The sequence below is a fragment of the Bdellovibrio sp. HCB290 genome, assembly GCF_047305925.1.
In the GTDB taxonomy this organism is placed as follows: domain Bacteria; phylum Bdellovibrionota; class Bdellovibrionia; order Bdellovibrionales; family Bdellovibrionaceae; genus Bdellovibrio.
This window is the reverse complement of record NZ_CP178620.1, coordinates 3,264,170-3,290,629: the sequence shown is the minus strand read 5'-3', so window position 1 is coordinate 3,290,629 and position 26,460 is coordinate 3,264,170. Positions and strand designations below refer to the sequence as shown.

The window sequence follows — 26,460 nt, the reverse complement described above, 5'->3', positions numbered from 1 at the left end:
CTTCGTTGCTTCGGTTAGTTGGTTACTTTTATATTCCCGGAAGTGGTCAGGATTTGAATCTTGGCCACTTGATCCGGAGAACTTGCCGCCTGGGGATTCATCTGGGCGCTGTTTTCGATAGCCCCGCTTTCGGACTTCAAATCAAATTCAAAAATCTGATTCTTATCGACAGTGAAGTGCACATTGCCGCTGTGTGTTTCCACCTGCATCCGGCCCGCATATTTTTCTGGCAGATAAACTGTCGCCACTAGTTTGGATTCAGTTTGCTCGGTGTACTCTTCGCCGTTAATGTTCAGATGAAACCAATGTGCGGATACGGGTTCCTGAAGTTCCAGTTTGATGTTTTCTGCGTCGGCCACTTGAAAAACATAGGGTCCTTTTTCAAAACGCGGAGCCATGCCTTCGATCAGGACTTTCATTGTGGAACCGTTGTAGGTGCGAACATGGATAGGCATGCGGTCGCTTTGCATGTGAATGCTTTTAATTCCCTGGAGGAAATACTCTTCCTGCTCTTTATAGTCCTGGTCCCGTACAACGAATTGGGTGACCTTGTTGAATGCCGTAAATATCGAATCGGGATTGTAGATCGTGTATCCGATCAAAATGATCATTCCACCAATAAAAATAAAAAACAGGGCGATCATGCCCATCAGTATTTTCTTAAGCATGACTTTACGTTTATCACATTGAAAATGACAAAGAAACGTAATTGAATAAGACACAGATATGAACAGGAGACGCCATGCAAAGAGTTTTGCCGGAAACAACGCTAGAAAAAAACATGATGTGCATGGGTGCGGTTTTTATTGAAGAAAATCATCTTCTCGACGATCTGTATGAGATTATCGGTTCAGACCTGATCGACGGTCAGGAGTTGGCCGCTGAAGTCAAAGAACAAGTTCTGGATGAAGTCGGGGAGTATTTCTTTCGACTGGATCTGAACTGGGGCGATGAAATCAAAGCTGAATGTGTTGAGATCTTAGAAGAATTCTGGGGAGTTAAAAGTCGGGAAGATGCCTTAAAAAACCTGGAAGACATTCGCCAACAGGGTCATCGTGTTAAGTTCAATGTTCTGCGTGGGTTAGTTCCCGCCGATGGTTCCTTAAATGCGCATACTTTGGAAAAGTTCAAGCAGGTGTTCTCTTTCGATTTCAGCGAAGACAAGCCGGCGCAAATGTCGGATGAAGACTATCAAAAACTGGCGATGTGGATTCAAAGAACTCTGAAGTTTTTGGGGGAGCCAGGCATTCTGGCCTGGGATGCAGCTAGATTTGTACACCTGGTTCGTTTAAGTTTTATCGCAGGATATCTGGATGACAATGAGGCTTGGGCGCATATTCTAAAAATGGCTCCCATTGTTGACGGAAAGTTTTCAAACTGGATGGAGTTCGCACAAAGCTTTCTAATCGGTCGTACGTTCTGGTCGGGAAGTGAAGATCCTTTGGTGAAGAAGATCTGCGAACGCTTATTGGGGCATCCGGCCAGTCCTTGGAATTTCTATCCCTTGTCATAGGCTTCACACCTTAAAAGGGGCATTAAAAGCGCCCGATTACTATACGGAAGTCCAGAAAGGGCTTCGAGGTCTCAAGCTGATACGTTTTATTCCGATACGCAGGATAAGGAAAACCATGGATGGTTTTTCGATAAAGCACACGGAGGTGTGAGTATGGAAAAGATCAGCGGAATTTTACCAGCTAGTCCTAGGATGAAGATGGTTGAAACAGCTGCGGCTCAACCGGCGCGACCAGGGGCACCTGAGATGGGTCGTCCGCAGGGAAGAAATTCTTTGGGGGACCGAGTCCAACTTAGTAAGCAATTGGAAGAAATGCGCCAATCAGGTGCACTGCCGACCCCCGAGGCACCGATCAGCTACAAAACACCTGAGATGAGCAAAAAGAAAGTGATCGAGGATCTGAATAAGTCCTTCTTCACAAATCCTAAGTCCATCGCTCGCGACAACGCGGAAGTGACTCGTTCGGAAGAAGCCTTCCAGAACGTCAGTAAGGCGGAAGAGTTCTTCCCTCAGTCATCTCCAGCGGCTCAACAAGGAAGCCATGGTCTTCCAGAGAGCAAAGTCGATAAGCCCCTTTAAAAACTCTTAAGCCTGATGGCTCTCGGCCGACGACAAGTATGCAGTCGAGCGAGAGCTGAATCAGACGGCGGATAGCAGTGAGATTCCATTGCGGGGCCCCCATTTGAATCAGCATTTCCAGGCGAATCAATGCCTGTGCGGCATCTTGCGCATGCAAAGTTCCAAAGCTTCCCGCATGTCCTGTGGCCAGTGCCATTAAAAAATCCTTCGCCTCGGCTCCACGCACTTCTCCCATAACCAGTCGATCCGGTCTTAATCGTAGCGAACGTTTCACCAATTGTGTTTGATCTATACCGGGTAAAATTCCTTGCGGGTCCTCGCGAGTAAGCAATTTCATACTGGCGCTATTGGGGAGGGCAATTTCAGCAGTGTCCTCGATCACCACGACGCGTTCATTGGGATTCATAAGATTCAACAAAGAATTCAGAACGGATGTTTTTCCTGAACCAGTGGATCCGATGACCAAAAAGTTTTTCCTTTCGCGAATTAGCTTTTTGAATATTTCGATATCAGTATCACGGCACCAGGATTGATCTTTAAGTCGCGCGAACGTCCAAGGATTTTTGGGATGGCGTCGTAGCGAAAGGTGGGGATGGGACTGCGTCAGCTCTGAGCCGATGATGCTTAGACGAAAATCCCCAAAACTGCTGTCGGCAGAGGGGTGCTCTACCGTGACAAAGCATTTTGCATTCTGTGACATGCGTTCGATGCAATTACGAAAGCTTATATCTGAGAGGAACTGGTCTGTGTGCTGTTGAAGTGTTCCACCTTTTTCAAACCAGATGTTTTCGGGGCCGTTGACCAGAATCTCGCTGATGGATTCATCCTCCATCAAAGTGCACAGTGGTCCCCAGGAATAAAATTCATCCCGAATCCGTTGCGCCAGGTGTGAATCCAACGCGGCAGTTTCCTGCTGAATAAGCTGATCCATCTTTTGAGAGCGTAACAAGGATTCCTCGTCAGGAGAAAGTAGCAACTCGTTCAACGGGATGTTCTGAATCTTGCTTTGCAGATCCTGAAAAATGTATGTCAAATTACTGTTCATTTTGAATGCGTCCAACGTGTTGTGGTGAAGAATCGATATTTTCATTTTCATTCATGATCGTAGGTCGAACAAATATCACCAACTCAGAGCGGTCTTCCTTATAATCTTTGCTGGAAAAAAGGGCCCCAAGGATTGGCAGTTTGGATAGCCCCGGGATTCCATTTGAAGTCTTGCTGTCGATATTCTTCAACAATCCTGATAGAGCAATCGTTTGCGGACGAGTCAGATCGAAATGACTTGAGACGCGATTCGTAAGAATACCCGGAACACCATCCACTCCGGTGGCTTCGTCCATAGTTGAAATTTCAGTTTCTAGTGAAAGACTGATTCTTCCGCTAGAATCCGCACGTGGACGAACTCGCAACAGGATGCCATATCTTTTCCAGACGATATCCTGAATTTTGTAGTTCATGATTTTGATCGGGAATTCGCCACCGGCTAAGAATTCAGCTTCGTTGCCACTCCGGCAGATAATGTTTGGACTTGCCAGAATTTTTCCATGGCCGTCTTTTTCAAAGGCGCTTGCGAAGAATTCAGCGTTGGCGAAGTCAATGTCTCCGTTTCCAAGAACAGTGGCTTTAAAAGAATCTGGCCATCGAACTCCAAAATTCAAATGACTGGAGCGTTTTACCTCCGCCACCGTGATTTGCACTTTAACTGTGGGGGCGATGTCGATGCTGCTTTGATCTTTGATAACTGTGATACCAAAAGGACGAAATAGCTTTTCATATTTCTTTATCAAAGTGTCGCTACCGGCAGCACGAATTTCCGGCGATGGAATGAACACCACTGATTGCGGCGGAATTTTGGCTTTCACCAGCAGATCATTGAAGTACCGCTGACTTTCATTTTGTAAAGCAGGTGAAAGGACCGCTCTCATTTGATAAGAGGCGCCGGAAGACTTTAACGATTCACCAAGGCGAATCCAGTCCTGCATGCGGTACAGTCGTCCCGTAACAAGCAAATCCCCGTCTCCCACTTCGACGTTCAGACCCACAAACTTGGAAAGATGACGTCGCAGATCAGAAAACGCGGCACGTTTTGCGGGATGTAACACTTGAATGCGATAAAGCTTTTCATCGATGCGAGCATTTGTAAGTCCTTCGCTGACACCTTTTAGCTGTAGGCGGGATCCAATTGCTTCAGCCTTCAGGAGGGCGCGATCCTGAATCCAAACAGAAGACCGGGGATTCAAAGGTAGGGACGTGGATTCTCCCAATGAAAGTATAATTTCAGTAGGGGCGGCTGGAGAGGTGATTGCAATTAAGATAGTGAAAATAAAGGTGAAAGTTTTCATGGGAGCCTGCTAGAGCAAGCTTAAGGCGCAGGCCTCGCAGGTTCATGGTTGGATGAACCTACGAGATCCGGACAGTCTACGGATTAGCCAGCGGAAGTTCGAAAAAAACCTTCACTCCCAGATCCGTATTGTCGAATTGAAGCTGGGAGTGGTGGGCTTTCAGGATCGCCTGGCAGATCGTTAAGCCTAAGCCAGTACCGGTTGAGTGGTGCATGACATCTTCATCGATGTAAAACGGTTTCATGATCTTATCAATCACACGCGATGAAAGGTGAGGGCCTTTGTTGGAAACTGAAAAACGCGCCACTTTGCCATCCGCTGCCACTTTCACGCTGATCTCGCTGGCTTCCTGACCGAATTTCGCAGCATTGTGAATCAAGCGTTGCATGACTTGTTTAACCAGTCGCACATCCGCCAGAACACCCGTTGAAGAGATCTCACTGTTGATCGTAAGTTGCTTTTGATTCAACAGATTCACAACTTCCTTCGGAAGTTCATCGAATTCCGAGAACGCCACGTTTTGAACATCAATCTTAAGTTGATTTGTTTCGGCACGAACGATTAGTAAAACATCGTCGACCAGACTTTTCAAACGGTCGGCGCTTCGTGAAATGCGATTCACCATAAGTTTGTCTTCGTCAGTTAAAGAAGACTCGCTTAGCAAAGCCGAGAAACTTAAAATCGAAGTCAGCGGAGTTTTCAATTCATGATTGATCAGAATCATGAAGTTGGATTTAGCAACGTCCAGGCTTTTCAGCTCTTCCAGGGCTTTCGCCAATTCCGAGTTGCGCGATTTCAATTGCTGTCCCAGTTCGTATCTTTCCACAGCGTGATCCACGGTGTTTGACAGATCTACGGGGTCCCAAGGCTTAGTCAGATAACGGAATATCTGACCTTTATTTACGGCTGTGATGATGGATTCAAGATCTGTGTAGCCCGTCAAAAGAATGCGAATTGTTTCAGGATAGGATTCCAGAGTTTTTTCTAAAAACTCGACACCAGTCATTTCGGGCATTCGTTGATCGGTGATGATCAAAGCCAAGGGGCCTCGATGTTGGTCGAGAACTTCCAGGGCCTGCTTTCCAGACGTGGCCTTTAGTACAGTATATTTCTTGCGAAACAACCGTTCCAAAGCCTCGACATTGTCGATTTCATCGTCAACACAAAGAATTGTGTGCTTGCTCATATGAAGGTAGTGTAGGATTTGAAATGTACGAGTGCAAAGTATTTTCGAGAAGTACTTTAGTTGTCATGGAGGACGACGAGCTTGGTCCAGTTTACTCATATTTTGGTCCGGAGTGATCGATTTTGAGTCAAGTCTCAGTCTAATTCTGACGATAAGTGAAACGAATAGTGCTTATTATTTTCAGGAGATCGAGTATGAAATTATGGATTCGCGTAGCAGCCCCACTGACGATTGTGTTGGGTTTTGCTGTGAATGCACAAGCTCAGTTGTATGGTGTGGGAGTTGCCGGTGGTATGCAGGCATGTCCTTATAACTATGGTGCCGGTGCGGCTGCGACATCTGAAGATGATAAAGTATCTGAGATTCAGCAATCCATCGCTCAAGCGCAAAAAGATAAAGCTGAAAAGAAACGTGAACTGCAAAAAGCAGAGCGTGATTTGAAGTATGCCAGACGCGATATCGATGAAGTCGTTGCACCATCATATGCCTCAACTCTTTATGAACACATGGATAATGAACGCTCTTGCAATGAGTATCAAGGTTACATGCCAGAGGGTTCGATTGTGTCAGCTGATGTGGACGAAGACGATGATGAAGGATCGGCAAACTCAGGTGACGAAGTTGGAAAATCCAACGCAGGGAACTTCACTCCAAATGAGTGGAATGGTACGGCTAGAAAACAGTATGTCTGTAACAAAGCTGAGCGTGGTTCCGTAAATCCTGCGGTTTGCGTAACTCCAAAATTCCAAAACAAAGATCGTCGTGTTGGTAATACAGATAAATGTAAGACGGCCCTGACCTCTTACAGTAAAACTATTCAAAAAACGAACAGACTTCGTACCGAAATCGAAGCTATTGATCGTTCGATCGAGTATGCAAAAGACGATTTGAAAGATGCTCGTAAAGATGCACTTGATGCAAGACAAGCTGCTCAGCGCGGTGAAACCGAAGCTGGTACTTGTGCGACTGGTGACTGTGCGGCTTCAGGTAATGGCTATCGCTATGTGAAGCCAGAGACTGACTGGACGAGTGTTATCGCAAACGTCGGTATGGGTGTCCTTGGTATGTACATGGGTAAACAAGCCAATGAATATTCTGTAGATGCAGCTGCAAATCTTGGTTATCCGATGAATCCAGCTCCTTATTGGATGATGGGCATGCCTTATATGGCGACGGGCCTGACTCAGGCATTCGCTGGTGGCAGTGGTGTTTATGGTGCACAAATGTCCAGCGGTATCGGCGCTGGTAGCTTTGGTTGTTACGGTCAAAACGGCGGTCCTTATGGAATATACGGTCCATATGGTGGCGCAAACGGTACGGGCATGTGGGGTAATCCATATGCCATGAGCATGATGAATCCATACGCTCAAATGGGTGGTGGTATTTATGCTCCGGGCATGGGTCCTTGGGGCGGCGTTGCTGGTCCATGGGGTATGGGCGCTGGTCCTTACGCAAATGGCGGTATGAGTTTCGTGAATGGTATGGCGAATGGTTTCATTGGTTCGTATCCAGGTGGTATGGGCTACCAAGGTGGAATGGCTTACCCAGGCGGCATGGCATATCCGGGTGGTATGGCATTTCCAGGTGGTGGTGGTGTAGCTAGTGGTTTCGCTAATGCATTCCCAGGTGGTATGGCTTATCCGAATGGCATGGCTTACCCAAATGGTATGGCATATCCAGGCGCTGGTTATGGTGGTGTAGCTAGTGGTTTCGCCAATGCATTCCCAGGTGGTATGGCTTACCCGAATGGTATGGCTTACCCGAATGGCATGGCTTACCCGAATGGCATGGCTTACCCAGGCGCTGGTTATGGTGGTGTAGCTAGTGGTTTCGCTAATGCATTTCCAGGCGGTATGGCATACCCAAGTGGTATGGGGTATCAAGGCATGGCTTATCCAAGTGGCATGGGTTACCAAAGTGGAATGGCTTACCCAGGCGGTATGGCATATCCAGGCGGTATGGGCACATACGGTGGAGCAATGACCAGCGGTTACGCGGGTGATATGGGTATGATGCAAATGCAACAGCAAATGATGCAAATGCAGATGCAACAATACCAATCTGCGATGGCGCAACAGCAAGCTTACATGCAACAGCAAATGCAACGCCAACAGGCCTCCCAAAGCGTTGTTTCAGAGATCATGAACTTGCAGCAAAAGCTTTATTACATCCAATCTGGTGCCTATACGGGTAATACAGGTTACATTGGTGGTTCGGGTTCATCTGGTTACTATCCAGGTGGGGCATTCAGCTCTGCTACGACGACAATGCCAGGTGGCGTGATCATGGGTGGCAGCAACACAGCGACAACACCAATTGGTGGAGGCGTAACGGTTCCGGGCGGTGGTATCCCAGCTCCAACAGGTAATACTGGGACGGGTATTGGCGTCGGCACGGGTCGCTAATTTAAAATATAAAACTTAAATAATGTGAGGCCCTCTGATAAAACAGAGGGCCTTATGCATTTAAAGATCCCACGTCTTTACGACAGCCACACTCACTTTTTAGCAACGGGCGAATTCGCCACGGGGTTGATGTTATTTGATCTGCCCAGCGCGGAATCCATTCGCTACGTTTCTTTACAGGATAAGACCGCGTTTCGTGGCGGCTGGTTAGTTGGTTTCGGCTGGGATGAAAACAAGTGGGCCGATAAAAAGCTTCCTTCCAAACAGCAGTTGGATGAAGTCTTTCCTAATTATCCTGTTTATCTGTGTCGCGCCGACGGCCACACGGCATGGGTGAATTCGGCAGCCCTTAAAGAGCTGGGGTTGCAATCAGAATCCGGCCTGCTTTCCGAAAAAGACCATCTGCAAAGTTTCGAAAGAATTCCTCCCTTTGCCAAAGCTCAACAGCGTCAGCAAATTCTTGGTGCATGTAAGCTGTACAACCGTGCGGGCTTTACGCATATTCGGGACATGTCCTGCACCGACTCGCTTTGGAATCTTCTAGTCGAGATGGAAGAAGCGAATGAGCTGACTCTGGCGATTGAAGAAAACCACACAGTTCATGAATTGAAACAAGTGGATGCCGCAATTGCCTCGGTGTTGATGGCAAGAAAAACTCCAAGTCGCTTGCTAAGATCCAAAGGGATTAAGTTCTTCTATGACGGTTCCTTGGGTTCTGAGACGGCTTTGTTGTCGCGCCCTTATAATGGTGAAGGTAATAACTTCGGAAAGACCCTGTGGTCTTTGGAAGATGCTGAAGAGTTGCTGAAGTTAACCTGGGCTGCAGGATTGGAAGTTTCCGTTCACACTATTGGCGATGAGGCTGCGCACCAGATGGTGAAGTTGGCGCGCAAAGTTTCCGCACAGGGATTTGTGGGCAGACTTAATCTTGAGCATGCGCAAGTCTTGCGTCCGGAAACAATTCAGATGATGAAACCCTTGCATGTGCGCTGCCATATGCAACCTTGCCACTGGTTGAGTGATCGTCAGTGGTTGCAGCAAAAACTGCGCGGACTGTATTCATATGCTTTCCCTTGGGAAGCACTTAAGAATGCACAAATTCCGATATCCTTTGGGTGCGACAGCCCGATTGAACCCACTTCGTTCTTTGCAAATCGTAAAGCTTTGGAAGAAAGCCCCAAAGATCGCATCAAGCGTTTTACCGGCGATCTTAGTGTTTATCACGGGCATCCGGATGCGACTTACACAGATTCGTGGACGATCATTGACGGAGACAAAATCCAGGAAGTTGTCTTTGATGGAAAAACTTTGGATTTAGGTCTTTAGGGTTTGGTGATAACCAAAGTTTTGTCTTTCATTCCGTAGGCGATGGCGCCTCCGATTAGCAGTAAACCTGCAGGATAAACCCAAGCCTTGTTACCTTGTACCCATTCGCCAAATGAGGAAGATGTTTTCGGATTGTTGATTGGCTGAATGCAGTCTTTGTTAAAAAATGCCGAGCCTGAATTTATAATTTGAAAGTCTTCGATGTTAGATGCGAATCTGCGACATTCGCCTTCAACCAACAGTTCTGCAGCAAACTGCTGTTGCATGAATTGCGTATAGGTTCCTTTGAATACCACGTTCTTGTGTGTATCTGACAACAATGTGAATTGATAAATGGCTTCCTCTGAAATTTCCAAATGGTTGACTGCGCCCAATAAAAAAGCAGAAGACTCAACCATCAAGACCGAAGCAAATGGCCATTGTCTGCTGATGGATTGGAAGTCCACCTGAACTTTGCGGCACTTTTCCATGGGGATTTCCAGCAAACCACGGACCTTGCAGTTCATCGTCTTGATCTGTGAATTGTTCTTGAAGTCGGATCTTTCTAATAATTTGGTTGTCAGGTCAAAAAGGAAATTCAAGGAAGTCGGGCTGAGTGCTCCGCTATTGTTGATAGTTTGTAGCTTCGCAATCAGAAAACCAGGATCCGTTTCAAGATTTTCAGCGATTCTGAACAGGTCTTCCTCCTGACGGGGATTCTCTTTTTGTTTTTCCGATTGATACTGACTGTGGGACCTCATCGAAGGATGTTCTTTCAGAAAAGCCAGATAGCTTTCGGGACTCGCGCCTGCTGCCTGAATGACGACTCCGCTTGCAAAACCATCGGTCGCCGCAAAGCATGCGATAAAAAAGCAAATCAACTGTTTCATAATATTTCCTAGTTTGAGTATTCAATTTTTACAGAGTTCTGGTTTTCCTTCGCCAGATTTGCGCCACGCACATCGGGATTTTGAACGACGGCAAAGAAGGGGCCGTTTTTTTGCAGAATTTTTCTGCCATCAGCTTCCCTGACTAACACCGCGAATTGATCCGGATTGCGGGGAGCGCGCACCAGCTTCACTCTTGAAGCGACGATGATTCCGCCGCTGCGTTTTTCATCGGAAGCCAGGTAAAGATCCACGACTCCTCCCATATCACCGATGATGGAGCCAAGAGCTTCGGCGTTCGCCAGTTCCAGCGGGATCAGCACCAGGCCGCGCGGAATAAATGTGTCGACGGATTCCGGTTTGATTTCGGTTGGCGGGATTTCCTGAGGTTCGGGCTTTTGGTTTAAAAAAGTAATCGCACCCAGGATGATGAAGCCCGCGACCAAGAGTTTGTGTTCGAATTTCAATTCAGCCAGGTGTTTAATGAGAGATATTTTTTGAAAACTGGAACTGGTTATTTCGGTGTTTAATATTTTCATAACTTTTGGTCCCCTGATAGTGTTTGGTGCTGCGCGGGTTTTTAGTTGCTTGAAACTTGCTGTAACCAATGCAGAAAATCAGAAGAACAAAAAACATGAAAAGACAGGTTTCTATAAGAATCTGTCCCTTTGAATTTTTGGCAGCCATGAATTTCCCTTTTCCGTTATTGTGACCGAGCAAGATTTCTTAAAGCTAAAATCGCCGTTTAGAAATCCCCGTAAGTGTCGGGGAGTGCGCAGATGGTATTGCCAGTTCTGCACCAAAGCCTGCCGATTTTCGATGTCGGGAAGTGTTCGAAAGGTCGGAGCAATGTCCGAACTGTCCGGGGAGACGGCCAAGCGTGGAGCCAACCGTGAAAAAATGACTGTTTGAGAAGAATAAAGACTGTCATAGTCGCTCATTTCCGTCCGAACTTGGCGAAGCTTTTGGGCCATGTTCTGTTGAGCCGATTGCAGAGCCAGGTTTCCCTGAAGAATTATTTGCTCCTGGCGAATGCGCAGAATGGACTGTAAACCCGTGATGACCAATATTTTGGCAGCAGCCTTAGGGCTTCCTGCTCGTTGCTCCAATTCGGCTTGTCTGAGTCTATCGATCAGTTTTTGGGCCTGGGGATTTAGTTTTAATAGTGCCTCGATCTGCTTTCCGGCTTTTTCCTGCCCGGCCAGTCCCCCGGTTCGGCAGGCATATTTGAATTTTTGATCCAACTGCATGAAGCCCAAGGCCATGTAAGACATCAAGCCAAAAGCCAGAATCACGGGCAACAGAGGCACCATCAATGCCAAAGCAAAACCTTTTTGATTTAGTTTTTTCATCGGAAGCCTTTAAGTGGAAAGCTCATCTGCTTCTTAATGTGAATTCCGGCATTAAGAATTCTCAAGAATGAAAATCCGAAATTTTGTACATTGGACTTAATTTGAATTTCACCATTCACTCGTGCGGTCTTCAGAAATCCGGATTTGGAAAGTTGAATCTGAACCTGCTCATTTCTTAGCATCAGTGGTCTGATTTGGTTCTGAAACTCAATTTCGCAGGATGAAAGGGAGTCCGCGTCCGTGCAGATCATGGCTTCGTGCAAGACATGATCTGCATAGAAATAAATCATAGCGCGATAGCTGGTGTAAAACAGCAAGACGATAAAGGCCAGAGCCACCGGTAAAACCAGAATGGTTTCCAGAAGCCCTTGTCCCTTAGTGACCTTTTTTTGAAGACTTGTCATTGACGGCATCGTCGAAGAAATTACCGAAGTCGCGTTTTTTATAGACTCCATCAGTGACTTCTTTTGCGGCGATTTTTCCGGAATCACCACCCAGGGCTTTGGCGACGTTGGCAAACTGAACGTCAATGTTGGCGCCCACAAGTTTGATGACGGCGATACTGCCGACCGCGACGATGGCGACAATGATCAAATATTCGATCAGTCCCTGGCCTTTGTTATTCTTAATAGTTTTATTTGAATTGATCATAACGAACCTCCATAGGGAGGCAATTGCAAGGGGTGGACGGATTCAGTGCGCAGGTAAATGAAGAACTGGTCCCGCATTCCGGACAGGGTCGGAGTTATTTTGGATTAAAAAAAAAGGGAGCTTAGGGCTCCCTTTTGGAAATCTATTTTGAACTTTCCTTGATGAACAAGGTCAGATAGTGGCGAACCATGTATTCCAGCTTCACTGGTTGGTTTTGGTAAGTCCATACCAACTCACCGAAGGCGCCCCATTTGGCTTCAACAACGTGCTCATCCATAACATTTGTAGTTGTGGCTTGAGCGTCAGTAGCACCTGGAGTTGGAATGTAGTTTGTCCCGATAAAATTGAAACGAACGCTGATTTGTCCTGGGGCTTTTAATGAAAAGATCATTTTAAAGCCGTTACGGAACAACATGAAGTCAGCATGAGTTTTTGCGATGCCGTAAATCTTGATGCGACCCAAAGCGGATGGCTTTAGTTCGTTGAACGCCGAAGAAGAGTCCACGAACTCTGTCTTCAAAGCTAGAAGGAACTGGATCGATTCGCCGACCATGATCTTGTCAGCATCGAAACCAAAGCTCATGTCCACAAGCCCTGACTCTTCCATCTGCTGTTCAGCCTTCACAAGTTCTTTAATCCAGCTGATTTTTTCCATCGACTTCCCCCCAATACAATAAGCAGCATCCTGGCCGCTAGTTGTCATTATTCTCAATAATCTTGGGGGACTGCGCTCTTTGTCAAGGTAGAGCGGTTTGGCTCGGTGCGACGCATGGTGGGGTGTTGGTAGTGTGGCCTATTTAAAGCTGAAAACGCGAAGTGGGGGAGCCTGATCCGTATAGCGAACCAGCTCCAAGCGCGGAATCGTGACCGACTCTTGGGTTTTGGTGATTTTAAATTGTCCCGGACGAGTTTGCTCGATTCGCAGACCTTCAATACCTTCCAGAAACTCGGGAAGTCCCAGCTGTGCAGGGCCTTTGTTGAATTGATAACCCCAAGGCAGTGCGAGGAAGTAAAGCTCGCCCTGCATATTCAGCATATCAACAGATTTTTGTAGGGCTCCGGAAAAATCCGCTGTGTAGGAAAGGACGCCATATAAGTCGGTAATCAGATCCGTTTTTTGCCAGGATTCGGTCGGCATGGATTCGAAAGCGCCTTCTTGCACTTTTAATTTTCCATCAAACGAGGGCGGCTTGAACCAGCGATCCAGTTTGAAGGCCACGGCTGTCATCTGTGGCATTGTGTTCTTGTTTTTGAAGGACTTTAAAAATTGAATCTGGGCTGTGGCTTTTCCAGCCCCCAAGTCCACCCAGTGCTGGTTGGCATTCAGTTTTGAAAGGCTCATTCTAAAATCAGGATGCAACTCCAAAGCGTAGTCTTCGAGACCGCGGTTTGTGGTGAAGTCGTTTTCCGCCACACGCTTGGTGATGAGGGGGGCTGAAATTCTGGATTCAACGAAAACTTTGGAGCAAAGGGGAGCTGCTTTGGCGTTGAATGAAAATCCAACCATCAGCAGAAGCATCGCCAGCAAGTGTCTCATAGTGAGACTCCCTGTCGAAGGCTGACAGATCGAGCCCAATATGGGCACCTTGGGTATTTCCCAAAAGTGAATTATGCGGCAATGGTTTACTTTCTTCATTCTATCTTAGGAAAACTTCAATTTTTGAGCCAAAGAGATGGGCGAGTGACAAAGGTCCTGCTGCTTGGCATTAGGGCAATTCATCGAAGGCTTTCACTGCTAGCAAAGACTCTAAACGAAAGAATCTGCACATTTCTGTCTCAGTCCATAACATTTACATCAACGCAACACACTCAAAGGAAGCAAAAGCTTTGACAATGAGCCGCTATAAATTAAAGTTTTTAATGTAAATTATATGAACTTCATAGGAGGACATCATGGTTCGTAAATTGGCTTTCGGTCTTGTTGCATGTGCAATGGTAGTTGGTTGTAAAGGTAAACAAACTCAATCAGATGCAAACATTCAAACTTCACCAACTGGTAACACTGCAATTGAATCAACGCCAATGAGCTTTGATCCAGCAGGTTCTGATTCTGGTAAAATCGATGGACTAGTAACAGTTCACTTCGGTTACGACAAATCCAGCCTTGATGCGAATTCTAAAAAAGACATCGCAACAAACGTTGAGTGGATGAAAAAGAACGGTAACGTAAAAGTACAAATCGAAGGTCACTGTGACTCTCGTGGTACTATCGAATACAACGTTGCTTTGGGTGAGCGTCGTGCAAACGCAGTTAAAGCTTACATGGTATCTTTGGGTATCGCAGCTGACCGTTTGAGCACTATCTCTTACGGTAAAGAAAAACCAGTAGCTAATGGTGATTCTGAAGAAGCTTGGGGTAAAAACCGCCGCGCTAACTTCGTACCAGCTCAGTAGTAAGAAGGGCGCACAGTGATTTTGGCCAGATTATTCATCGGATTTTTGATTTTTTCGGTGATGGTTGGATGCCAGACGGTCCCTGCGCCCATCGAGGATTACTCACTTGCACGGGCTGCTATCGATGCAGCCCGTTCAGTTCAAGCCGCCCGTCATTCGCCAGGTTACTGGCATCAGGCCGAAGAAGCCTACCGTAAAGGTCGAATTTTCTATAACGACCGTGATTATGCCCGCGCTAAAGAACAATTTATAAGAGCTCGCTTCGCTGCTGAAAAAGCAGAGAACTCAGCCCGTTTGATTCGTCAAAAGACCGGAGACATTTTATGAAGTTACTTGTTACCTTGGCTGCTATCTCTCTATTTATGACCGGCTGTCTGCAAACTCGTAATGACGTTCGCAACAATGAACAACGCCAAGTCTATCAATCTCAAGTAACAACCATGCAACGTGCAAATGCTGATGCCAGTGAACGCGTTACTGATCTGCAGGAGCAAATGCGTGCCCTGAATGGCCGTCTGGATGTGGTTGAAAACAGCCAGCAGAACGCCAACCTGGAAAAACAACTGAAGGCTGCTCAACAGCAAAATGAAGTATTGACCAAAAAAGTCGAGGTTTTGCAGGAAAGTCTGACCAAAATGGAAAATCAGATTTACCAGCAGGCCGCTGTCCTTAATGCCATGAATGCGAATCGTCAGGCTGCGGAAGCTGCCGAAAAAGCGGCAACAGAGAAAGCGGCCGCTGAAAAAGCCGTAGAAAAATCCAAACGCGGTTCCTATGAAGTGGCTCAAGAGCACTTCAATAAAAAGGACTGGAAACAGGCGATCTTGTCTTACCAAAAATACCGCGATGAATCTCCGAAGGGGACTCACTTTGCGGATGCGACCTACAAAATTGGCGTGTCCTTCCAGGAGTTGGGCATGAAAGACGAAGCTAAAACCTTTTTTGATGAGGTTTTAAGCAAATTTCCTAAGTCAGATGAAGCTCGCCGTGCTAAGATCCGATTGAAGGGTATTAAATAAGAGCAAAGTGATTGAAAGAGTATTAGCGATAGAAACCAGTTGTGATGACACCTCAGTTGCGATCGTCGATCGTAGCGGCTGGGTGCATTCCGTGGTGTCCGCTTCTCAGGATTTGGAACACGAAGCTTACGGCGGAGTGGTGCCGGAAATCGCAGCTCGTAATCATTCCATCGCCCTGATTCCTTTGATCGAGGAAGCCTTTAAAAAAGCCAACATGAACTGGTCCGATATTCACGGGATTGCCGTGACCGCTCGCCCGGGGTTGGTTGGCGCATTGATCGTGGGACTGGTCACCGCAAAATCACTTTCACAAGCCAAACACATTCCTTTTTTGGGAGTGAATCATCTGGAAGGTCATTTACTTGCGCCATTCCTTAGAGACGCTCAGTACGCTCCGCCGGAAGATTTCGATTATCCGTATGTGGGGTTGGCAATCAGTGGTGGCCACACCAGTCTTTATCACATAACGGCTTTGGGTGAATACCGCGTATTGGGTGCAACGAAAGACGATGCAGCTGGCGAATGCTTTGATAAGTTTGCGAAAATGGCAGGCCTTGGATTCCCTGGTGGAGTAAAGGTCGATCAAATGGCTAAGCAGGGGAACCCCCAGGCATTTGAGTTTCCGCGCAGTATGATTCACGACGACACTTTCGATATGAGTTTCTCGGGTTTGAAATCTTCAGGCCAAAGAATGATTCAGCAATTAGGACCTGAACAAGTGAAGGCACAAATGCCGGATCTGTGCGCTTCTTTTCAGGAAGCGATTGTTGATGTGCTTATTGCCAAATTGGACCGTGCCGCAAAAGTCTTCAAAGCGAAGCGTGTGATCTTAACGGGCGGTGTGAGTGCGAACTCTCGTCTGCGTGCTCGTGCTGAAGAGTGGGCTGCAAAAAAAGGTCTGCGTCTGGTGATCCCGCCTCTTCGTTATTGCACTGATAACGCTGCGATGATCGGTTATGCCGGCGCTTTGCGCATGGCTCGCGGTGAATCTTCGCAAATTGATTTAGGCCCTTCTCCACACGCTCTTGAATCGGATTTCAAATGAGTTATGCCCGCGAACGTTTAAAAAAAGCTCAGGAACAACTGGGCATTGAGGCTAAAAAAGCCCTGGGACAAAATTTCCTGGTCAATGACGTGGTCATCAACCGCATCATCGAACAGGTCAAAGCTTTTCAACCAGAGCAAATGGTGGAAGTGGGACCTGGTCCCGGCGCTTTGACGGATTTTCTGCTGGAAATGAATGTCCCCCTGCAAGTGATAGAGCTGGATCGCGAGATCGCAGCTTACTGGCGCAGTAAAGGTCTGACCGTTCATGAGGAAGATGCTTTACGCATGGATTGGTCACAGTTTTTTAGCGATAAGAAACTGGTGTTCGTCAGCAATCTCCCATATCAGATTTCTTCCAGCATCGTGATTGATCGTTCAATGGAAAATCACGGAGTCGCGCACATGGTGTTGATGTTCCAAAAGGAAGTCGCACAAAGAATCAAAGCACCGGCCCGGGACGAGCACTATGGGCTGTTAAGTGTGATTGCGCAAACTTTCTGGAATATTCACATCGTTTCAGAGGCTGGCCCGGGTGATTTTGCACCTCCACCGAAAGTAGCCAGCCGCGTTTTGGGGTTCACACGCATTACAAGTGCGGTGAAAAACCACAAATCCTTCCTGACGTTCGTTAAAATGGCCTTTGCCCAACGCCGCAAACTTTTGAAGAAAAATTTGGCTGGTATTTTGGGACAAAGAAATGTAACTCAAGAACAACTGATAGAGTGGCTGAAAGAACTGGGTTTCCCAGAAACAGCCCGGGCCGAGGAGTTAAGTCCTGCGCAGTTCGTAACGCTTTATCACAAGTTTGGATTTGAGTAGGCATGAGCGGAAATATTCTGATCGTTCAGGAAAATAAAAAGGCGCGCTTTGATTACACGATCGTGGAAACGTTCGAGGCGGGTCTTATGCTGATGGGAAGCGAAGTGAAATCCCTGCGCAATAAAGATGTGCAGTTAAAGGATTCCTACGTCACGTTCCGCGGCAACGAAGCTTTCCTGCAGAATGCCCATATCTCGGAATACAAAGCCTCCAGCTACAACAATCACGTTCCTGAACGTTTAAGAAAACTTTTGATGAATCGCAAGGAGCTCGATGAAATCGCAGCTGCCCTGGCGGAAAAAGGTTATTCCTGCGTTCCTTTGAAGATCTATTTCAAAAATGGTCGCGCAAAAGTTGAGATCGCATTGGTGAAGGGTAAAAAGACCCACGACAAGCGCGAGTCCATAAAAAAACGCGACGTCGACAGTCATCTTCGCCAAACCATGCGCCGCGAGCGCTAGCTAACGCGTCTTCTGTGTTCAGCGGTGCGCAGCTCGGCTACGTTGTCGTTTGAGATGAATTCTTCTTTGATGCCCAAACGTGCGCGCTTTTCTGCCAAGAGATGTTTCCAGGCGGCATAGGCTTCACGGTTTTGTGGGTCGATGGAAAGCTTTTCCAGCAATTTCAATTCAGTTTCAGTGTTCGCCTTCAAGGCGCGATAGAAATAATCATAAGTCATGGAAAGATCGCGGAAGTCGTCTTCTTCAGGAATAACGTAGTCCTCGATAAACCACTGGCCCAGCATCAATTGATGCATGTGCTGTTCCATTTTAATCATTGGGGATAGCAGATTCTTGGTCATACGGATGCTCAGGAATAAAGTCACCCCAGCGATGGCAACCAAACTTGCCCCCAAAAATACGCGCAACCAGACCATCTCGCGTTCCAAATGCTCGACCAGTCTAGGTTGAGTATCGTAAGCCAGGGTTTTAAATAGCTCGTAGTTTTGGCTGATAAAGTAATAGGCTGGAATAAAGAATAACAAAGCGCCGCCTGCGAAGGCCGTGATCATGTACCAGGAATACTTGTACTGAAACGCTTTATTTAGGATGAACCTTTTGCGACCGTTCCCGTGGGGCACTCGTTGAGGTTCAATAACTCTTCTTCCGTATAGCATAGTCACCTTATCGGTGGGTTGAGTTTTCTTTCGAGTCCAATTATTCTCAAAAAAAGACAAAACGCACTGAAGGGGACGTATATGAGAATATCATGCGCAGGTTTGAATGGGCTGTCCGGTTTTCTGGGGACTTTGGTCTTGCAGATGGCTCTGTTGCTGTCGCTGAGTCCAGCTCTTGCCCAAAACAAAGTGCCTTCGGTCGTGGACGACAAGTACTCGCTTAAAGCAGACCGCGAAGCCATGGACAAGCTTCGTGAAAACATCCCGGCAGAAAAGAAATCCGAGAATGACGAAAAAGCATTCATGGATCAGATGATGTCGGATCTAAGCAAGAATCCCTCGGACGTACGCAATCGTTTTAGTTCTATCGTAAATAAAAAGCGTAACGACTTCAGTAAAGACATGACGAAGCAGCGCGAAGCCTTCACCAAAAAACAAACCGACGAACGCAATGAGTTTACCAAAAACCAAAGGGAGCGTCGCGAGTCTTTCGTTAAGAAAAAAGGTCTGACGCCTGCAGAGCGCACGGAGTTTTACTCGAAAATGGAAGATGAGCGTAAAGAGTTTTATTCGGTCCAAAAAGAAAAGCGCGACGCTTTCGAGGACGAGACTAAGACCAAGCGCAAAGACTTTGACGACTATATGCGTGCGAAGAACGATGAGTTCAATCAGCTGCATCGCCAGTACACCCAGCGCTTTCAGGATCAAAAGCGCACACAGGAAGATTTGAAAAAGAAAGCGGCCGAGCAAAAAAGAAATCTGGAAAAGAACACCGATCAGGAATTCCAATACATTAAGGAAAAGCCAGTAACGCCATTGGGAACTGAATAGTTTTTCGGTCTAGGAGTTTTTGCGGATCCAAACCGTCACTTCGTGTTTGTTGTGATGCAAGTGAACCACTTGTGCATTTTCCAGGGCCTGAAACTTCTTTAAAGAGTCAAAGTCAGTGCCGCCTTGAAATTTGATGGTGCATACGAAGTTCTCGCACAAGCCGGACTTCTGCCATTCCTGAACCAGCTCCAAAAGCTTGGCAGGGTAGCAGATAATATCTGAAAAGAACCAGTCAATGGCGCCAATATCGGCGGGCTTCACATTGAAGGCGTTGGTTTTCATAAATTGAATGCGCGGCAAACGCGCGATTTTCTCATCCAATGGGGCGCGATCAATACTGATCACATCACAACCCATTTGTTGAAGCACCCAGGTCCAACCCCCAGGACAGCTCCCAAAGTCGACAACGCGCTGACCTTTTTTAGGTCGCACTCCGTAAACGGTGAATAGCTCCCACAGTTTCAAATAAGCGCGGGAGGGCGGAGTGGTCTTGTCTTCGTTAAAGGAGACAGCCCCTAACGGGAACAAAGAATTGGTTTCGCTGGAAATCAGTAAAGTGTTCTTGTCGATCAGGGTCCAAGCACCCAGTGGATCTGTGGGAAGCTCGCTTAGAAAGTTCATCACCCGGGGGCGCAGTTTAGGAAGTTGATCCTGAATCAGCTGGGCACGGCGGTGATTGTCGAAGGAATACAAGGCCCAAAGAAGGCCGCGGCTTTTTAAGGCTTTAACGGCTTGGGATATAGATTCAAAAGGCACGATTTCAACGTTGGTCCAAATATTTTGGGCCCACACAGAGGTCTGAATGGGCCCATTGGTTAGAACCAGGTTGCCGTAAACTGCAGTGATATCTTTAAGCTCGGCCTGCAGTTCAGGCAGAAATTTTTCCGGGGCAAGGTAAGCGATCATGCCGCCTTAGTTGCCACAGCTGGAGCCAGAAGTCCACGACTGTCCCATACGGCAATCGCTTCATTCCAGAATTTCTCTTTAATTTTCACGTCAGCAGGCCCCATTTTGATTTTAGGGAAGTCTTGCTTCTCGAAATGCTCTACAAATTTGGCTTCGTCGCCAGCGCGAACAATTTTCATCATCAAATTGAAATGAGTTTCAGTGAAGGCTTTGCCATCCACGAACATTTTTCGGAGCCCCGCTTCTGGTGTGTGAGCTAAGAAGTTATAAAGACCGGGTACATCGTATTGACTCATTCTGATACTCCCTTTTTTTGGTTACTTATAATTATCGGATTTTGGCGGGCGATCTTGAGTCAATTATTCTGACTTACGTCTAGTAGAGGTCCAGTTCAGGTCCAGTCTCGTCTGGGGAGCCTTAAGTCTTAGGACCTAACTCCGATCTAGGAGGCATGACACACACAAATACGACTAAAATCTTGATGGCAGCTTTGGTAACTCTTCTATTAAACAATACGGCGAACGCCATGGCGAAAAAGCCGGTGGACTCCGGAAACGACGGCTCGACCTCGACGCCATCGACGCCGGCCCCTTCGACCCCGACCACGCCGGAACCTCCCGCAACGTCGGGTTCAGTTTTACCGGCAGATTTCGATATTTTCACAGAAGTGGCTGGTCCAGTGGGTAAGTTGGTGGATAGTTTCTATACTTCTTACCGGGAACTTATCCCCGAGCGCGATCAAACGCTGTCTTATAAGTCAGACAATGTTGATGTGAATCTGGATTCCCGTTATCGCTTCGCAGATCGCATCGCCTATGCGGTGGAACTTAAAATGTATCCATCCAAAGCCGGTTTGGGTTATGTTGGCTCCTCCTATGGTATGAGCACCAACGAGAACTCTTACCTGGAAACAAGTTTGATCTCTCATCCTTTATGTACGGTGAGTTCTTCTTCCTTAACCAAAACTTTGGCTAGCGGCAAAGTTCCTTCCGCTGCTGTGATCACGAAGCTAAATACTTTCGCGAACAAGATGAATGAGTACCGCAGAGGTGCGATGAATGGGGATCGCGAAAGTGCCGTGAAGGCCACAAAACTTTGGTCGAAACTGATGATGTGTATGTCGTATACTGAGTCTTTGACTTCAGCTGACACCAACACTTCAGCTAATGTTGCCAGCAAAAATGCGCCGTCAGGATACCGCCGTCCGGCAGGGGTTCTGTTTTATGAAGATCCATATCAGGATGAAGCTTCCAAGTTGAACATCGGTCTGTTTCAGTTCACTCCGACAGCGAGTGGTAACGTACAGGCGTGTATCCGCGAGTGGAATAAACTTTATCCAAACAATCAGATCAGCAAGTCCGCTACAAAGGCTGAAATGATTCGCGTACTGGGTAGTGCGATGCAGACATTCAATGCTTTCTGTGGAGTTGCAAAAATCACTGGTATGTTTGCGGTGCAGGTGAATACTTCCAAGTCCGCAAGCTCGCATCCATCGAATGTGCAGTCCAATGGCTCTTTGAAATTGCCAACGGATCGTTGTGTGAGCCCGCACTTTGCAGCTGGCAAGTCTTATAACCACTTTGGTCCGTTGCAGAATTCAACGGGTTCTAATTTGAATGAAGTGATGAGTTGTACTTTGAAGGGTGAATACTAAGACGCTGACTTAGAATAAATCAAAAATAAAAAAGCCCGGTTTTGCCGGGCTTTTTTTATTTCATATTTAGAAGATGTACGTTCTGGGACATGCGAGCCAGAAGATCATTCAGTTGCTTGCGATCATCGTCATTGAATTGACCAAAGAAGTTTCCAATGTTTGAAAACCAAATAGGGGAGACTTCCTCAAGAAGTGCCAATCCTTTTTCAGTCAGTTGAATAACAAAAGAACGACCATCCTTTTCATGAGTCGTACGCTTAACCAGCTCCGCTTTTTCAAGACTGTTGATTAAACCCGAAATCGTAGCCTGAGTAACTCCGACCTTCTGTGCAATTTCAGATGGCATAAGTCCTTGAGGAGCTTTGCGCAGCATAATTAAAAGAGTGTATCGTCCAGGAGAGAGATTCCATTTCGCAAAAAAATTATCAAATTTGGATTCTAAATCCGTGGAGATTTTACGGAACAAAAGGTGGGTGTAAAGTGCAGATGGATCAACATTAGGGCACAGTTCTGCAGCGTTTTGTTGTAGTTCCTCTTGAGTTGGAAGTGTTTGTATAAAAAGTTTTGCCATCGCGGCCTCCATTCAAGGAAAATTCATGTTCAATGAGGAACCTAAGGTGCCTATTGACATTTGTTAGTTACCTAACTATATTAATTAGGTGCCTAAGAAAAATCAAGAAATTTGGTGAAGAATGAAAAATATAAAACTCGCAATCACCCTCTCGACAATGCTTCTGGCTTCTACTGTAGTTCACGCAGAAACACTGACCTTAACTGACTCCCTGAACATCGCCAATGGCAGTTCGCCACAAGTGAAAAAGGCGGAAGCAGCAAAAGATGAGGCCGGCTGGAAAAAGGTGGAGGCCTATTCCGTATTCATGCCGCGTGTGACCCTTGGGGGCAGCCATCTTTTGGATGAAAAATTCATGCTGCAAAGAGTGACCTTGGGTGGCCCTCCCACAACCATTGAAATGATTCAACCCTACACTATCTGGACGGCGCGAGCCGAGTGGCTGGTATTTGATGGTTTGGCAAACTGGGATAAGTATAAGTCCATGAGCTATGGCGCTTCTGCCGCGGAAAAAGAAGCTGACTGGGCAAAGTTTCAAGTGTCCCAGGAAACCAAAATGAAATTCTATAAAGCACTGGCCGCGATCGAGCTGGAGAAAGTGTCTTACCAAAATGTGAAAACGTTGGAGGATCACTTGTCTCGTGCGAAAGCTTTTTTGAAGAGCGGAGCAGGAACCAGCTTCGACGTACTTCGTGTCGAAGTGCAATTGGGCGAGGCTCAGTCTGAAACTTTAAATGCCCAGGACAACACGGTTCTTTCGCGACAAAACCTTTTGGTGGGTTTGGGAGTGGAAGATACAGGTCAGAATCTTTCCGGAGAATTGCCGGTTCCCGATGCGCAAAAAGTCGCAAACCTGCAAAAGCCTGAAAAAATTGAACGACTGGATTATCAGGCGATTGCGGATCGCGAGCTTGCGGCACACAAGGCCTGGCTGGCTGCTTATAAACACTGGATTCCAAAATTCTCTCTTTTTGGTCAAGCGGACTACTATAACAACATCAGCAAAGGTTTGACGGATCAGGACTTCAACAACGCCTATTCTTTTGGAGTGAATATGACCTGGAATGTGTTCGATGGTTTCGCCTCGTCAGCGCAATCTGCCCAGGCCGATGCCCGTCAGGTGCAGGCGCAAGAGACCACTCGTCAGGCAAAATTAAAAACCAGTTTTGATTTCGATTTCTGGAAACGTCGCTACATGTATTCGGCGGCGCTGTATAAGGCAAAAACTGTGGACGTTGAAAAAGCGCAGGAAAGCGTTCGTCTGGCAACTCAATCCTTCAAAGCGGGGACTCGCACGAGTTCTGAAGTTTTGGATGCGGAATTGGATTTGTTCAGAGCGCGCGCTGGTCTGGTGAATGCTCAGGTGAATGCATCTGAAGCCTTTGTGAATTTAGAATTGGCCCTTGGGAAGGAACTATAATTTATGACGAACCTTAAAAATAAAAAGAAACAGGTCATGATCGGTGCCGGTGCAGTTTTGACTGTCGCAGCGGCTATTTTCGGATATTACGAATGGTCCCATGTTTCCACAGACAATGCGCAGATTCAGGCGCACACCCTGATGTTGTCATCGAAGGTTCCTGGAATTGTAGTCGAAGTTCTGGTTCAGGAAAATGAACCGGTCAAAGAAGGTCAGGTCTTGGCCCGCATTGACAGTCAGGATTATAAAAACAATGTGAAATCAGCAGAGGCGGATCTTGAGGGAGTGAAAGCCAAACTTCACGATGCGGAAGCAAACTACAAACGCATGGGTGATTTGTTTCGTCAAAATGTGATCTCGCGCGCCCAGTACGACAATGCCGAAGCGGTTTACCGCGAGTTGAGTAAAAAAGTTCAGGCAATTCAGGCGCAAGTATCAACGGCGCAGTTGAATGCCAGCTACACAGAGATCAAAGCTCCTAAGGATGGTCGCATCGCACGTAAATCTGTGGAACCTGGAATGGTGATCCCATCCGGGCAGCCCTTGTTTGGATTTGTGGAAAGCAGTTCCCGTTGGGTGATTGCGAACTTCAAAGAAACTGAAATCACGCACATTGAACAGGGTAAGCCCGTCAAAGTTGAAGTGGATGCTTTACCAGGACAAGAGTTCCACGGAGAAATTGAAAGTCTGAGCCCTAGTACGGGAGCTATTTTTTCATTGCTACCGCCAGACAATGCCACTGGGAATTTCACCAAAGTTGTTCAGCGTGTGCCAGTTAAAATCAAATTGTTAAATTTGACTGAAAAAGAAATCGAAAAGCTTCAAGCAGGATTGTCTGCGAACGTATCTGTAAAGGTTCGTTAATACCGAATGGAACCTTGCAGGTTCCGAGAGGTTTTTTATGACTACAAAATCTAGGTTGGTCATCCTGGTTGCTGTGATGGCCTCGCTGCTGGAGATTATCGACAGCTCCATCGTGAACGTGGCGTTGCCCACGATGATGGGAAATCTGGGCGCAACACTTGAAGACATCAGTATGGTTATTACCGGCTATGCGATCGCGAACGCGATAATATTGCCGGTATCGGCCTGGCTGGGGAATCGGGTTGGGCGTCGAAAGTATTTCTTAAGCTGTATCGGGCTTTTTACCATTACCTCTGTCGCCTGTGGCTTTGCTCCGAACCTATACGCACTTATTTTTTTCCGGATTCTTCAGGGCTTAGCCGGTGGCGCATTGTTACCGACGTCCCAAACCCTGATCTACGAGCAATTTCCCAAAGAGAAAGCCGGGACCGCAGGGGCGATCTTTGGTATGTCCGTGATGATTGGACCAACACTAGGCCCGACACTGGGCGGTTGGTTGACCGATACCTTTGGATGGCGCTCGATCTTTAATGTGAATTTGCCATTGGGTTTGATTGCGATTGCTATTGGTTTGATGGCAATTGAAAATCCGCCGTTCGCAACTGGGGCTTCCGAAGGTAAAAAACCATTCGATATTTGGGGATTGGTGCTTTTGGTTGTTGGTATCGGCAGCTTGCAATACATGCTGGAAAGAGGCGAATCCAACGACTGGTTTGATTCGAAGTTGATCGTGTTCTGCGGAATCATGACGGCGGTATCCTTGCCATTGTTTGTATGGTGGGAAACCAGAGTGAAAGCTCCGATCATGAATGTGCGATTGTTTTTGAATGGAATTGTCGCAAATGGGGCGGCCCTGCAGGCGATTCTGGGTTTCTTCCTGTATGGTTTGGTATTCATCCTGCCGGTATTTGTAGGGCAGACTTTCCACTTTGATGCGACCCAAACGGGGATGCTGTTTATTCCGGGTTCCATTCTGACGGCGATGATGATGCCGTTTGTGGGACGCATGCTGGGTAAAGGCGTGAATCCAAAATACCTGATTGCCTTTGGATTCCTGGGCGTCATGACTTGTATTTATATGTTCACCAGACTGTCGCCACTTTCATCCAAGGGCGATGTGCTTGCCGGGCTTTATGTGCGTGGACTTGCGATGGCGTTCTTGTTTGTTCCGATCAACTCGTCGATTCTGTCGCAGTTTAACGGAATTGCGATGGGAGAAGTCTCTGGTATTTTGAATCTGTTCCGTCAGATCGGTGGCAGTATGGGGATTGCATTTATCGGAACGATGATGACCAGCGCCAGCAAACAACATTATGCGGATATGGCTCCGCATGTGAGTTTATTGGATCACAATACCTGGACGGCTTATAATGCTGCGAAATCCGGCGTCCACATGAGTCACTCTATGGGAATGGCGACCCAGGCGGAACTGGCGATCCGTTCTTTATACGGGCGAGTGCAGGGGCAGGTTTTTATGCTGACCTTCCAGGAAATCATGTTTGTGGTGATGTTGGTAGTGTTGTTGGCATTTATACCTCTGTATCTGTTGAAGTTTAAAAACCGTACCGTGAAAGTCGTTGATGCTCACTGATGCAATA

30 protein-coding genes are annotated in these 26,460 nt (G+C 46.9%); 15 read left to right on the top strand and 15 right to left on the bottom strand.

Annotation, left to right across the window (positions count from 1 at the left end):
• Positions 1 to 14: 14 nt before the first annotated feature.
• The gene (locus tag ACLVWU_RS16035) at positions 15 to 668 is read right to left on the bottom strand and encodes a DUF4097 family beta strand repeat-containing protein (RefSeq protein ID WP_413575895.1); all 654 of its coding nucleotides are present in this window, start codon (positions 666 to 668) and stop codon (positions 15 to 17) included.
• Between the two features lie 74 nt (positions 669 to 742).
• Here ACLVWU_RS16035 and ACLVWU_RS16030 point away from each other — a divergent pair, with 74 nt between their 5' ends.
• Together ACLVWU_RS16030 and ACLVWU_RS16025 are read left to right on the top strand one after the other, a co-directional pair.
• A complete protein-coding gene (locus ACLVWU_RS16030) occupies positions 743 to 1,513 on the top strand; it encodes a DUF1266 domain-containing protein (protein WP_413575894.1) in 771 nt (256 codons plus the stop codon).
• 153 nt (positions 1,514 to 1,666) lie between these two features.
• Entirely contained in the window at positions 1,667 to 2,092 is a 426-nt protein-coding gene (locus ACLVWU_RS16025; RefSeq protein WP_413575893.1) for a hypothetical protein, read from the top strand.
• On the opposite strand, the gene ACLVWU_RS16020 is transcribed toward ACLVWU_RS16025, so the two are convergent.
• The 3 genes from ACLVWU_RS16020 to ACLVWU_RS16010 all read right to left on the bottom strand — a co-directional run bounded on the left by ACLVWU_RS16020 (position 1,998) and on the right by ACLVWU_RS16010 (position 5,620).
• Positions 1,998 to 3,137 (bottom strand): CpaF family protein, encoded by a 1,140-nt coding sequence (locus ACLVWU_RS16020; RefSeq protein WP_413575892.1) that lies wholly within the window; start codon positions 3,135 to 3,137, stop codon positions 1,998 to 2,000. The two genes, ACLVWU_RS16025 and ACLVWU_RS16020, sit on opposite strands and share 95 nt — an antisense overlap.
• Positions 3,127 to 4,434, bottom strand: coding sequence for a pilus assembly protein (locus ACLVWU_RS16015; RefSeq protein ID WP_413575891.1), 1,308 nt, complete (start codon positions 4,432 to 4,434; stop codon positions 3,127 to 3,129). Before ACLVWU_RS16015 ends, ACLVWU_RS16020 begins: the two co-directional genes overlap by 11 nt.
• A 76-nt stretch (positions 4,435 to 4,510) precedes the next feature.
• Positions 4,511 to 5,620 (bottom strand): response regulator, encoded by a 1,110-nt coding sequence (locus ACLVWU_RS16010; protein WP_413575890.1) that lies wholly within the window; start codon positions 5,618 to 5,620, stop codon positions 4,511 to 4,513.
• A gap of 194 nt (positions 5,621 to 5,814) precedes the next feature.
• Between ACLVWU_RS16010 and ACLVWU_RS16005 the strand changes: the two genes are divergently transcribed.
• Together ACLVWU_RS16005 and ACLVWU_RS16000 are read left to right on the top strand one after the other, a co-directional pair.
• On the top strand, positions 5,815 to 8,025 hold the full coding sequence (locus ACLVWU_RS16005; RefSeq protein ID WP_413575889.1) for a hypothetical protein: 2,211 nt from the start codon (positions 5,815 to 5,817) through the stop codon (positions 8,023 to 8,025).
• Between the two features lie 54 nt (positions 8,026 to 8,079).
• Positions 8,080 to 9,351 (top strand): amidohydrolase, encoded by a 1,272-nt coding sequence (locus tag ACLVWU_RS16000; RefSeq protein WP_413575888.1) that lies wholly within the window; start codon positions 8,080 to 8,082, stop codon positions 9,349 to 9,351.
• Here the strand turns inward: ACLVWU_RS16000 and ACLVWU_RS15995 are convergent.
• The 7 genes from ACLVWU_RS15995 to ACLVWU_RS15965 form a co-directional block, all read right to left on the bottom strand.
• Entirely contained in the window at positions 9,348 to 10,220 is an 873-nt protein-coding gene (locus ACLVWU_RS15995) for a hypothetical protein (RefSeq protein WP_413575887.1), read from the bottom strand. The two genes, ACLVWU_RS16000 and ACLVWU_RS15995, sit on opposite strands and share 4 nt — an antisense overlap.
• An 8-nt stretch (positions 10,221 to 10,228) precedes the next feature.
• A complete protein-coding gene (locus ACLVWU_RS15990; RefSeq protein ID WP_413575886.1) occupies positions 10,229 to 10,756 on the bottom strand; it encodes a hypothetical protein in 528 nt (175 codons plus the stop codon).
• A gap of 111 nt (positions 10,757 to 10,867) precedes the next feature.
• Positions 10,868 to 11,569: a hypothetical protein gene (locus ACLVWU_RS15985; RefSeq protein WP_413575885.1), complete on the bottom strand. Its 702-nt coding sequence runs from the start codon at positions 11,567 to 11,569 to the stop codon at positions 10,868 to 10,870.
• Entirely contained in the window at positions 11,566 to 11,973 is a 408-nt protein-coding gene (locus ACLVWU_RS15980; protein ID WP_413575884.1) for a hypothetical protein, read from the bottom strand. Before ACLVWU_RS15980 ends, ACLVWU_RS15985 begins: the two co-directional genes overlap by 4 nt.
• Positions 11,945 to 12,220, bottom strand: a complete 276-nt coding sequence (locus tag ACLVWU_RS15975; protein ID WP_413575883.1) for a Flp family type IVb pilin — start codon at positions 12,218 to 12,220, stop codon at positions 11,945 to 11,947. Before ACLVWU_RS15975 ends, ACLVWU_RS15980 begins: the two co-directional genes overlap by 29 nt.
• A gap of 142 nt (positions 12,221 to 12,362) precedes the next feature.
• Complete coding sequence (locus ACLVWU_RS15970; protein WP_413575882.1) at positions 12,363 to 12,875, bottom strand: hypothetical protein; 513 nt, start codon at positions 12,873 to 12,875, stop codon at positions 12,363 to 12,365.
• A gap of 138 nt (positions 12,876 to 13,013) precedes the next feature.
• Positions 13,014 to 13,757 (bottom strand): hypothetical protein, encoded by a 744-nt coding sequence (locus tag ACLVWU_RS15965; protein ID WP_413575881.1) that lies wholly within the window; start codon positions 13,755 to 13,757, stop codon positions 13,014 to 13,016.
• A gap of 356 nt (positions 13,758 to 14,113) precedes the next feature.
• Here ACLVWU_RS15965 and pal point away from each other — a divergent pair, with 356 nt between their 5' ends.
• The 6 genes from pal to smpB are packed head-to-tail and all read left to right on the top strand — an operon-like array spanning position 14,114 to position 17,960.
• Entirely contained in the window at positions 14,114 to 14,614 is a 501-nt protein-coding gene (pal, locus tag ACLVWU_RS15960; RefSeq protein ID WP_413575880.1) for a peptidoglycan-associated lipoprotein Pal, read from the top strand.
• A gap of 15 nt (positions 14,615 to 14,629) precedes the next feature.
• The gene (locus tag ACLVWU_RS15955) at positions 14,630 to 14,941 is read left to right on the top strand and encodes a DUF4398 domain-containing protein (RefSeq protein WP_413575879.1); all 312 of its coding nucleotides are present in this window, start codon (positions 14,630 to 14,632) and stop codon (positions 14,939 to 14,941) included.
• Positions 14,938 to 15,633: a tetratricopeptide repeat protein gene (locus ACLVWU_RS15950; RefSeq protein ID WP_413575878.1), complete on the top strand. Its 696-nt coding sequence runs from the start codon at positions 14,938 to 14,940 to the stop codon at positions 15,631 to 15,633. Before ACLVWU_RS15955 ends, ACLVWU_RS15950 begins: the two co-directional genes overlap by 4 nt.
• A 7-nt stretch (positions 15,634 to 15,640) precedes the next feature.
• Entirely contained in the window at positions 15,641 to 16,678 is a 1,038-nt protein-coding gene (tsaD, locus tag ACLVWU_RS15945) for a tRNA (adenosine(37)-N6)-threonylcarbamoyltransferase complex transferase subunit TsaD (RefSeq protein ID WP_413575877.1), read from the top strand.
• Positions 16,675 to 17,499: a 16S rRNA (adenine(1518)-N(6)/adenine(1519)-N(6))-dimethyltransferase RsmA gene (gene rsmA, locus ACLVWU_RS15940; protein WP_413575876.1), complete on the top strand. Its 825-nt coding sequence runs from the start codon at positions 16,675 to 16,677 to the stop codon at positions 17,497 to 17,499. The genes tsaD and rsmA overlap by 4 nt, the downstream gene beginning before the upstream one ends.
• 2 nt (positions 17,500 to 17,501) lie before the next feature.
• Entirely contained in the window at positions 17,502 to 17,960 is a 459-nt protein-coding gene (smpB, locus tag ACLVWU_RS15935; protein ID WP_413575875.1) for an SsrA-binding protein SmpB, read from the top strand.
• Here smpB and ACLVWU_RS15930 read toward each other — a convergent pair.
• On the bottom strand, positions 17,957 to 18,616 hold the full coding sequence (locus ACLVWU_RS15930; RefSeq protein WP_413575874.1) for a hypothetical protein: 660 nt from the start codon (positions 18,614 to 18,616) through the stop codon (positions 17,957 to 17,959). The two genes, smpB and ACLVWU_RS15930, sit on opposite strands and share 4 nt — an antisense overlap.
• Before the next feature lie 81 nt (positions 18,617 to 18,697).
• Here ACLVWU_RS15930 and ACLVWU_RS15925 point away from each other — a divergent pair, with 81 nt between their 5' ends.
• Positions 18,698 to 19,447 carry a hypothetical protein gene (locus ACLVWU_RS15925; protein ID WP_413575872.1) on the top strand — a complete coding sequence of 250 codons (750 nt, stop codon included), beginning with the start codon at positions 18,698 to 18,700 and terminating at the stop codon, positions 19,445 to 19,447.
• A 9-nt stretch (positions 19,448 to 19,456) separates the two neighbouring features.
• On the opposite strand, the gene ACLVWU_RS15920 is transcribed toward ACLVWU_RS15925, so the two are convergent.
• Both ACLVWU_RS15920 and ACLVWU_RS15915 read right to left on the bottom strand, forming a co-directional pair.
• On the bottom strand, positions 19,457 to 20,353 hold the full coding sequence (locus tag ACLVWU_RS15920; RefSeq protein WP_413575870.1) for an SAM-dependent methyltransferase: 897 nt from the start codon (positions 20,351 to 20,353) through the stop codon (positions 19,457 to 19,459).
• Complete coding sequence (locus tag ACLVWU_RS15915; protein WP_340597592.1) at positions 20,350 to 20,649, bottom strand: hypothetical protein; 300 nt, start codon at positions 20,647 to 20,649, stop codon at positions 20,350 to 20,352. Before ACLVWU_RS15915 ends, ACLVWU_RS15920 begins: the two co-directional genes overlap by 4 nt.
• Positions 20,650 to 20,804: 155 nt before the next feature.
• Here ACLVWU_RS15915 and ACLVWU_RS15910 point away from each other — a divergent pair, with 155 nt between their 5' ends.
• A complete protein-coding gene (locus ACLVWU_RS15910) occupies positions 20,805 to 22,007 on the top strand; it encodes a hypothetical protein (RefSeq protein ID WP_413575868.1) in 1,203 nt (400 codons plus the stop codon).
• A 55-nt stretch (positions 22,008 to 22,062) separates the two neighbouring features.
• On the opposite strand, the gene ACLVWU_RS15905 is transcribed toward ACLVWU_RS15910, so the two are convergent.
• Positions 22,063 to 22,578, bottom strand: coding sequence for a MarR family winged helix-turn-helix transcriptional regulator (locus ACLVWU_RS15905; RefSeq protein WP_413575867.1), 516 nt, complete (start codon positions 22,576 to 22,578; stop codon positions 22,063 to 22,065).
• A 121-nt stretch (positions 22,579 to 22,699) separates the two neighbouring features.
• On the opposite strand from ACLVWU_RS15905, the gene ACLVWU_RS15900 reads away from it, so the two are divergent.
• From ACLVWU_RS15900 to ACLVWU_RS15890, 3 genes are read left to right on the top strand one after another with little or no spacing between them, the layout of a single operon-like run.
• Complete coding sequence (locus ACLVWU_RS15900; protein ID WP_413575865.1) at positions 22,700 to 23,998, top strand: TolC family protein; 1,299 nt, start codon at positions 22,700 to 22,702, stop codon at positions 23,996 to 23,998.
• Positions 23,999 to 24,001: 3 nt separating this feature from the next.
• On the top strand, positions 24,002 to 24,862 hold the full coding sequence (locus ACLVWU_RS15895; protein WP_413575863.1) for an HlyD family secretion protein: 861 nt from the start codon (positions 24,002 to 24,004) through the stop codon (positions 24,860 to 24,862).
• Positions 24,863 to 24,899: 37 nt separating this feature from the next.
• The gene (locus tag ACLVWU_RS15890) at positions 24,900 to 26,453 is read left to right on the top strand and encodes a DHA2 family efflux MFS transporter permease subunit (protein ID WP_413575861.1); all 1,554 of its coding nucleotides are present in this window, start codon (positions 24,900 to 24,902) and stop codon (positions 26,451 to 26,453) included.
• Positions 26,454 to 26,460 lie beyond the last annotated feature (7 nt).

What these genes read in the sequence shown, in the direction of transcription:
- ACLVWU_RS16035 (WP_413575895.1), bottom strand. Translation starts at nt 668, where the DNA reads ATGCTTAAGAAAATACTGATGGGCATGATCGCCCTGTTTTTTATTTTT.
- ACLVWU_RS16030 (WP_413575894.1), top strand. Translation starts at nt 743, where the DNA reads ATGCAAAGAGTTTTGCCGGAAACAACGCTAGAAAAAAACATGATGTGC.
- ACLVWU_RS16025 (WP_413575893.1), top strand. Translation starts at nt 1,667, where the DNA reads ATGGAAAAGATCAGCGGAATTTTACCAGCTAGTCCTAGGATGAAGATG.
- ACLVWU_RS16020 (WP_413575892.1), bottom strand. Translation starts at nt 3,137, where the DNA reads ATGAACAGTAATTTGACATACATTTTTCAGGATCTGCAAAGCAAGATT.
- ACLVWU_RS16015 (WP_413575891.1), bottom strand. Translation starts at nt 4,434, where the DNA reads ATGAAAACTTTCACCTTTATTTTCACTATCTTAATTGCAATCACCTCT.
- ACLVWU_RS16010 (WP_413575890.1), bottom strand. Translation starts at nt 5,620, where the DNA reads ATGAGCAAGCACACAATTCTTTGTGTTGACGATGAAATCGACAATGTC.
- ACLVWU_RS16005 (WP_413575889.1), top strand. Translation starts at nt 5,815, where the DNA reads ATGAAATTATGGATTCGCGTAGCAGCCCCACTGACGATTGTGTTGGGT.
- ACLVWU_RS16000 (WP_413575888.1), top strand. Translation starts at nt 8,080, where the DNA reads ATGCATTTAAAGATCCCACGTCTTTACGACAGCCACACTCACTTTTTA.
- ACLVWU_RS15995 (WP_413575887.1), bottom strand. Translation starts at nt 10,220, where the DNA reads ATGAAACAGTTGATTTGCTTTTTTATCGCATGCTTTGCGGCGACCGAT.
- ACLVWU_RS15990 (WP_413575886.1), bottom strand. Translation starts at nt 10,756, where the DNA reads ATGAAAATATTAAACACCGAAATAACCAGTTCCAGTTTTCAAAAAATA.
- ACLVWU_RS15985 (WP_413575885.1), bottom strand. Translation starts at nt 11,569, where the DNA reads ATGAAAAAACTAAATCAAAAAGGTTTTGCTTTGGCATTGATGGTGCCT.
- ACLVWU_RS15980 (WP_413575884.1), bottom strand. Translation starts at nt 11,973, where the DNA reads ATGACAAGTCTTCAAAAAAAGGTCACTAAGGGACAAGGGCTTCTGGAA.
- ACLVWU_RS15975 (WP_413575883.1), bottom strand. Translation starts at nt 12,220, where the DNA reads ATGATCAATTCAAATAAAACTATTAAGAATAACAAAGGCCAGGGACTG.
- ACLVWU_RS15970 (WP_413575882.1), bottom strand. Translation starts at nt 12,875, where the DNA reads ATGGAAAAAATCAGCTGGATTAAAGAACTTGTGAAGGCTGAACAGCAG.
- ACLVWU_RS15965 (WP_413575881.1), bottom strand. Translation starts at nt 13,757, where the DNA reads ATGAGACACTTGCTGGCGATGCTTCTGCTGATGGTTGGATTTTCATTC.
- pal (WP_413575880.1), top strand. Translation starts at nt 14,114, where the DNA reads ATGGTTCGTAAATTGGCTTTCGGTCTTGTTGCATGTGCAATGGTAGTT.
- ACLVWU_RS15950 (WP_413575878.1), top strand. Translation starts at nt 14,938, where the DNA reads ATGAAGTTACTTGTTACCTTGGCTGCTATCTCTCTATTTATGACCGGC.
- rsmA (WP_413575876.1), top strand. Translation starts at nt 16,675, where the DNA reads ATGAGTTATGCCCGCGAACGTTTAAAAAAAGCTCAGGAACAACTGGGC.
- smpB (WP_413575875.1), top strand. Translation starts at nt 17,502, where the DNA reads ATGAGCGGAAATATTCTGATCGTTCAGGAAAATAAAAAGGCGCGCTTT.
- ACLVWU_RS15930 (WP_413575874.1), bottom strand. Translation starts at nt 18,616, where the DNA reads ATGCTATACGGAAGAAGAGTTATTGAACCTCAACGAGTGCCCCACGGG.
- ACLVWU_RS15925 (WP_413575872.1), top strand. Translation starts at nt 18,698, where the DNA reads ATGAGAATATCATGCGCAGGTTTGAATGGGCTGTCCGGTTTTCTGGGG.
- ACLVWU_RS15920 (WP_413575870.1), bottom strand. Translation starts at nt 20,353, where the DNA reads ATGATCGCTTACCTTGCCCCGGAAAAATTTCTGCCTGAACTGCAGGCC.
- ACLVWU_RS15915 (WP_340597592.1), bottom strand. Translation starts at nt 20,649, where the DNA reads ATGAGTCAATACGATGTACCCGGTCTTTATAACTTCTTAGCTCACACA.
- ACLVWU_RS15910 (WP_413575868.1), top strand. Translation starts at nt 20,805, where the DNA reads ATGACACACACAAATACGACTAAAATCTTGATGGCAGCTTTGGTAACT.
- ACLVWU_RS15905 (WP_413575867.1), bottom strand. Translation starts at nt 22,578, where the DNA reads ATGGCAAAACTTTTTATACAAACACTTCCAACTCAAGAGGAACTACAA.
- ACLVWU_RS15900 (WP_413575865.1), top strand. Translation starts at nt 22,700, where the DNA reads ATGAAAAATATAAAACTCGCAATCACCCTCTCGACAATGCTTCTGGCT.
- ACLVWU_RS15895 (WP_413575863.1), top strand. Translation starts at nt 24,002, where the DNA reads ATGACGAACCTTAAAAATAAAAAGAAACAGGTCATGATCGGTGCCGGT.
- ACLVWU_RS15890 (WP_413575861.1), top strand. Translation starts at nt 24,900, where the DNA reads ATGACTACAAAATCTAGGTTGGTCATCCTGGTTGCTGTGATGGCCTCG.